This window comes from Streptomyces cahuitamycinicus (assembly GCF_002891435.1).
GTDB classification, from domain to species: domain Bacteria; phylum Actinomycetota; class Actinomycetes; order Streptomycetales; family Streptomycetaceae; genus Streptomyces; species Streptomyces cahuitamycinicus.
The window spans coordinates 1-5,397 of the sequence record NZ_POUC01000495.1 but is presented as its reverse complement, the minus strand read 5'-3'; the positions used below and the strand labels follow the sequence as shown (position 1 = coordinate 5,397).

The following is a 5,397-nucleotide window of genomic DNA, read 5'->3' as shown; positions in this document are numbered from 1 at the left end:
GCCCCGCCCGGCCGGGCCAGCAGGGCGTCCCGCAGGCCCCGGCCGACCCCGGCCGGCAGGACCCGGGTGGCGTACCGGCGCTCCGACTCCAGACCCTTCCCGGCCCCGACACTGCGGGCCACCAGCGCCTTGGACAGCCCCTCGGCGTAGGTGCGGGTGCGGAAGTAGCGGAAGTGCTCGCGCACCTCGGGCACCCGGTGGTGGATCACCGCCCGGTCGTCGATCAGCAGCACCGCGCCGGGCCGGGCGCGGCTGAGGCGGATGCACAGTTCCGTCTCCTCGCAGCCCAGTGGGCGTTTGTCGCCGTCCCGTCCGATGCCGGTGGCGAAGCCGCCCGCCGCGTCGAAGGCGCTGCGGCGGAACGAGGCGTTGCCGCCGAGCACGTTGCGCACCCGGACCCGGCCGCGGGGCAGGCCCCGGTACGTGCAGCCCACCACCCAGTCGAACTCCTCCGGGAACCAGTCCGGCCGCCGTCCCGACGCCCAGACCGGCACCGTGCGCCCGCCGACCGCCATCACCCGCGGGTCGCCGTACGCCTCGGCGAAGTGGCGCAGCCAGTCGCGCTCGGCCACGGCGTCGTCGTCGAGGAAGGCCACGACCTCACCGCGCGCGGCGGCGATGCCGGTGTTGCGGCCGGCGGACAGGCCGCGGGGACCCGCGTTGGCGAGCACCCGCACCACGGCGTTCCCGGAGGACTCCTCGTACTCGTCGTAATCCTTGTACTCCTTGGCGAGCCGCTCCCGGAGCGTCTCGTTGTGGTCGACGACCAGCAGCGTCTCCAGGGCCGGCCGTGACTGCGCGCGGACCGAGGAGACCGCCGCGAGGATGTCCTCCCAGCGGTCCTCGGTGTACGCGCAGATCACGACGGAGATGCCGGGACCGCTCAAGACACCTCTCCCCGCATCGCGGCCGGCATCGAGGAACGGGGCGAACGGCGGCGCAGGGCACGGCGGTTGGAGCGCTCCTGAAGGATCACCCTGAGCACGCGCAGGCCGTCCCGCACGGCCCGCAGATTGCTGACGCCGTGGATGCGCAGGTACTCGTGGCTCGGGATCTCCTGCACCTTGAGCCCGGCCTTGACGACCCGGATGTTCATCAGCGTCTCGACCTCGAAGCCGGTGCAGTCGAGGTCGATCTTGTCGAGGCAGTGCCGCCAGAAGGCGTTGTAGCCGTAGCACAGGTCGGTGTAGCGGGCGCCGAACTTGCGGTTGACGACCGTGCACAGCGCCCAGTTGCCCAACTTGCGGATGAAGGTCATGTCGTCGGTGCCGCCGCCGTTGGCGAAGCGGGAGCCCTTGGCGAAGTCCGCGCCGGAGACCAGGGCGGAGACGTAGGAGAGGATTTCCCCGCCGTCCGCCGAGCCGTCCGCGTCGACCATCACGATGATGTCGCCGGTGCAGGCCTGGAAGCCGGTGATCAGGGCGTCGCCCTTGCCCTTGCCGCGCTGCTCGACGACCTTGACCTCGGGCCACAGCTCACGGGCCACCTGGACGGTGTCGTCGCTGGAGTTGCCGTCGACCAGGACCACTTCGTGGATCCAGTCGGGCAGTGTCTTGAAGACGTACGGAAGGTTCTCCGCCTCGTTCATCGCCGGGATGACCACGCTCACCGGCGGCGCTATGGCCAGGTGCGAGGAGACGGGCCGGTACTTTCCGGCGGTCGGCGGATGCGGGTCCGTCGCGGCCGGCTGCAGAACTGAACTCATGAGTCTGGTCCCTCTCGTCCGGTGGACCGCCCCCCCAGGGCAGTCCGGATCCAGTCCGGTTCGAAAGGGGGGTTCTCACCCGTGGCACGCCGAGATGGAACTTCGGCACGCCGGGTGAGCTGGCAAAGCTGGCCGACGGCGAGAACGGCAGCCGACCGCGCGGCACGGCCCGGAGACAGTTGAGATCACCGAGCACGGCACCCCCCTACCGCGCCCCGCGCCGGTACGTCGCGGTCCTTGAGCCCTCCCCTGGAGCCGCGTACTGACGGACCGATGCGGGTGAGATGTATGACGGTATTGACGATTGAACCCGTATGGCAAGACCTGGAACGGCCTCTCACGTTTTTGTTGGTTTGTTCGTTGTGGCAGGCGTCTTGTGCGACGCAAGTTGCACGTTCCCGTCGCATAAACATGCGTACCCCGGAGGTAATCAGGGCCTTTGGGGAACGCGTGTTCACCGGCCCGGTGCGGGCGGCGTCACCGCCCGATCGCAGCATCCGGTTCGGACGTCGGTGCTCAGAAAGCAAGTTGAGCATCCGTCGGCAAGCCTGTCATGAGCACGTAATAGCAAAGCCCTGACGCGCGACGTGAGGTGTGGGGAACGTGCCAAGCATCCGGGGATGGACCGAAAAGATTTGGCATGGACACTTCCTGTCAACGCGCGTAGCTGCTACCACGGTTATGGCAGAGATCCTGCTAAAGGGAGGTTCCATGAGACGTTCCCGACTTGTCGTCCTCGTGAGCTCGCTCCTCCTCGCCGTCGCCACCGCCCTTACCGGGGCAGCGACGGCGCAGGCGTCCTCACTCGCCGCAACTGGCGGCTACGTGGCGCTCGGTGACTCCTACTCCTCCGGAGTCGGAGCGGGCAGCTACATCAGTTCCAGCGGCGATTGCAAGCGCAGCACCAAGGCCTATCCCTACCTCTGGGCCGCCGCCAACTCGCCCTCGACCTTCGCCTTCACCGCCTGCTCGGGCGCCCGAACGGGTGACGTTCTCGCGAATCAGCTCACCCCGCTCAGCGCCTCCACCGCCCTCGTGTCGATCAGCGTCGGCGGCAACGACGCCGGATTCGCCGACGTCATGACGACCTGTGTCACCCAGTCCGACAGCGCCTGCGTCTCCCGCATCAACACGGCCCGGGCGTACGTCGACTCCACGCTCGCGGGCAAGCTCGACGGCGTGTACTCGGCCATCCGCTCCAAGGCCCCCGCCGCCCGGGTCGTGGTCCTCGGCTACCCCCGCTTCTACAAGCTCGGCGCCACCTGCCTCGGCCTGTCCGAGACCAAGCGCAAGGCCATCAACGACGCCTCCGACCACCTCAACACCGCCATCGCCAAGCGCGCCGCGAACCACGGCTTCGCCTTCGGCGACGTCCGCACCACCTTCACCGGCCACGAGATCTGCTCCGGCGCCTCCTGGCTGCACAGCGTCAGCTGGCTCAACATCGGTGAGTCGTACCACCCGAAGGCACCGGGCCAGTCGGGCGGTTACCTGCCGGTGCTCAACAGCAACGACTGACCGCTCAACCGGATCCGGAATCGGAGCCGGACTCCGAATCCGGGTCCTGGCCCGAGTCCGAGTCCGAGTCCGGATCCGTGCCGGAAGGAGAGGGGGAGGCCCCGTCGGACGGGGTCTCCGTCTCGCACGTCACGGAGAACGGCACCGACTCGGACGTCGTCCGTACCGGTTCCCGCACCTCGACGCTGATCTCGTTCTCGAACGTCCCGGTCTCCGCCTCGGTCGTCACCCGCACCGTGTCCTGCTTCGAACGGCCGCCGCCCTCCGCGAACGACAGCGTCTTCCAGCCCCCGTCCAGCACCTGGCCGTCCCGCGTCACCCAGCGGTAGCTCACCTCGGCCGGCTCCCGCCCCACCGTGAGCGTCGCCGTGAACTCCGGCGCCTGGGCGTTGGGCGGCGGACAGGTGCCCGCGTAGTCCGTGCGCCGGCCCTCCAGGGAGACCCGCACCGACTGCGGCGGCGGACTGCTCTCCTTGCTCTCGCTCGGGGTCGGCGACGGGCTGGACTTCTCGGTCGCGGTGTCCTGCGGGGGACTCTTGGGCGCGGTGGGCGTTGCGTCCCCGGCACCCTGGTCGTTGCCGCCGGAACCGTCCCCGTTGTTGAGCAGCGCGTACGTCAGACCGCCCGCAGCGAGCGCCAGCGCGATCACCCCCGCAACCAGCACCCGCCCGGTCCTGCGGTCCCGGTCCCGGCCGGTGCCCGCCGGGGTGGCGGTCGACCCCGATGCCGCCGGCGGGCCGGGGAACGGCATCGGTGGCGTGGGAGCGGGCTCGGGGTGGCCCGCGACCGTCGGCGGGAACGCCACCGCCCGCGTCAGGTCCGGGCCCGGCGAGCCGCCCGCCGCGACGGCCCGCAGATCCTGCTCGGCCCGCTCGGGCGGAAGCCGCTGCTCGGGGTCCTTGCGCAGCAGCCCCTCGATCACCGGGGCGAGCGGACCCGCTCGGTACGGCGGCGGCAGTTCCTCGTCGACGATCGCCCGCAGCGTGCTCAGCGGGGTGTCGTGACGGAAGGGGGAATGGCCCTCGACCGCCGCGTACAGCAGCACCCCGAGCGACCACAGGTCCGACTCCGGGCCCGGAGTACGGCCGAGAGCCCGCTCCGGGGCGAGGAACTCCGGCGAGCCGATGACCTCCCCGGTCATGGTCAGCGCCGAGCTGCCCTCGACCATGGCGATGCCGAAGTCGGTGAGCACGATCCGGCCGTCGTTCGAGATCAGCACGTTGGCCGGCTTCACATCGCGGTGCAGGACACCGGCCTCGTGCGCCACCCGCAGCGCGGCCAGCACCTCGGCGCCGATGTGGGCGGCCCGCTGCGGTGCCATCGGGCCCTCGGCGTCCAGGACCTCCGCCAGGGAGAGTCCGCGGACCAGTTCCATGACGATCCACGGCCGGCCGTCGTCCGTCGCCACGTCATACACCGTCACCACGTTGTGGTTGGCGACCCGGGCCGCGGCCCACGCCTCACGCTCCAGCCGGGCGTACATCCGCCGCACGTCGTCGCCCGCCAGCCCGGCCGGGGCGCGCACCTCCTTGACGGCGACCTCCCGGTGCAGCACCTCGTCGCGGGCGCGCCACACCGTTCCCATGCCGCCCTCGCCGAGCGGCGCCAGCAGCCGGTAGCGGCCCGCGATCACACGCTCATGGCCCGGTTCTTCGAACACGGCGCCCCCATTCGCAGCCGGGCGAAATCTCCATGGAGTGTGTTTTCCCCACGAGGTCGGACTTCCTCACGACGTCCGCGTTTCTCCTGACGTCCGACGCCTCACGAACGTAACTCAGCCGAGTGCGGATGCCGCCCCCTTGAACACCAGTCCGGCACCGAGAACCACCACGGCGAAGGCCGAGCCGAGCGGAGCGGTTCGGCGCACCAGGGCCGCCATCGGGCCCACCGTCCAGCGGGGGCGCCGGTCAAGGAGCCGGGTCATGCCGCTGCCCGCCTTCACGACGGCGTACCCGGCGGCCGTGAGGGTGAGCGCCAGGCCGACGCCGTACGCGACGACGAGCAGCAGCCCGAACCAGGCCTGTCCGAGGGCCGCGGCGCCCACCAGCACCACCACGGCGGACGGACTGGGCACCAGCCCGCCCGCGAAGCCCATGAGGATCGTGCCGCGCAGGGTGGGAGCCACGGGGTGGCTGTGGGTGAAACCGCCGTGGGTGTGCTCGATCGCGTGGGGG

At 70.7% G+C, this 5,397-nt stretch carries 4 protein-coding genes and 1 pseudogene; 1 reads left to right on the top strand and 4 read right to left on the bottom strand.

All coding sequences use genetic code 11. The features are described from left to right. On the bottom strand, positions 1-887 hold an 887-nt coding region (locus C1J00_RS37625; RefSeq protein ID WP_102913396.1), incomplete at its 3' end, for a glycosyltransferase family 2 protein. After that, positions 884-1,705, bottom strand: a complete 822-nt coding sequence (locus tag C1J00_RS37620; RefSeq protein ID WP_102913395.1) for a glycosyltransferase family 2 protein — start codon at positions 1,703-1,705, stop codon at positions 884-886. The genes C1J00_RS37625 and C1J00_RS37620, both read right to left, overlap by 4 nt. A 711-nt stretch (positions 1,706-2,416) precedes the next feature. On the opposite strand from C1J00_RS37620, the gene C1J00_RS37615 reads away from it, so the two are divergent. Further along, a complete protein-coding gene (locus C1J00_RS37615) occupies positions 2,417-3,223 on the top strand; it encodes an SGNH/GDSL hydrolase family protein (RefSeq protein ID WP_102913394.1) in 807 nt (268 codons plus the stop codon). A gap of 4 nt (positions 3,224-3,227) precedes the next feature. Here the strand turns inward: C1J00_RS37615 and C1J00_RS37610 are convergent, their stop codons facing one another. Further along, positions 3,228-4,883, bottom strand: a complete 1,656-nt coding sequence (locus tag C1J00_RS37610; RefSeq protein ID WP_245936660.1) for a serine/threonine-protein kinase — start codon at positions 4,881-4,883, stop codon at positions 3,228-3,230. Positions 4,884-4,997: 114 nt separating this feature from the next. Continuing rightward, a pseudogene (locus C1J00_RS37605) lies at positions 4,998-5,397 on the bottom strand (nickel transporter); the annotation flags it as partial.

Bases quoted from the DNA above. Each gene is read 5' to 3' on its own strand.
- C1J00_RS37620 (WP_102913395.1), bottom strand. From the start codon at position 1,705: ATGAGTTCAGTTCTGCAGCCGGCCGCGACGGACCCGCATCCGCCGACC.
- C1J00_RS37615 (WP_102913394.1), top strand. From the start codon at position 2,417: ATGAGACGTTCCCGACTTGTCGTCCTCGTGAGCTCGCTCCTCCTCGCC.